Source organism: Xenorhabdus miraniensis (genome assembly GCF_002632615.1).
This window is the reverse complement of the sequence record NZ_NITZ01000122.1, coordinates 1-475: the sequence shown is the minus strand read 5'-3', so window position 1 is coordinate 475 and position 475 is coordinate 1. Positions and strand designations below refer to the sequence as shown.

Here is a 475-nt window from a genome sequence, read left to right as displayed (position 1 = left end):
CGTTTGTTAAGAGTATTCCCATCGAACAGGTCAGGATTTGGGTGAACCTATTTTTGATTAGGCTCGCCATGATTTTTTTCATGTTTTTAATCTCCATTAGTTACTGTTTTTATTATTACATTACGCTACCATATTTATTTTTCTTATGATTTCAATTAACCTTATCTAATTAACAAGAGCCTGTTTTTACAGGCTCTTGTTATTGATAACCTAGTGCTTAATAATATAAAGATTTTTTGTCGGAATATTTCCCATCAAATCAATATGCAAACCCCCGACATAAGGTTTAACTAATTTGACTCGGACATAATAGTAAACCGGAATAGCAGGAATCTCTTTATTGAGAATATCAATTGCCTGTTGATAATCAGATGGATCGTTAGTTTCATCTGCTTTTAAAACCCATTTATCAAATTCCTTATTTTGATATCTCATATGGTTATTGGTATTACCTGACGTGAAAATATCCAAGAAG

1 pseudogene is annotated in these 475 nt (G+C 31.6%); it reads right to left on the bottom strand.

The window, feature by feature from the left end:
- Nucleotides 1-210: 210 nt before the first annotated feature.
- Nucleotides 211-475 (bottom strand): annotated as a pseudogene (locus Xmir_RS22375) (oligopeptide ABC transporter substrate-binding protein OppA); the annotation flags it as partial.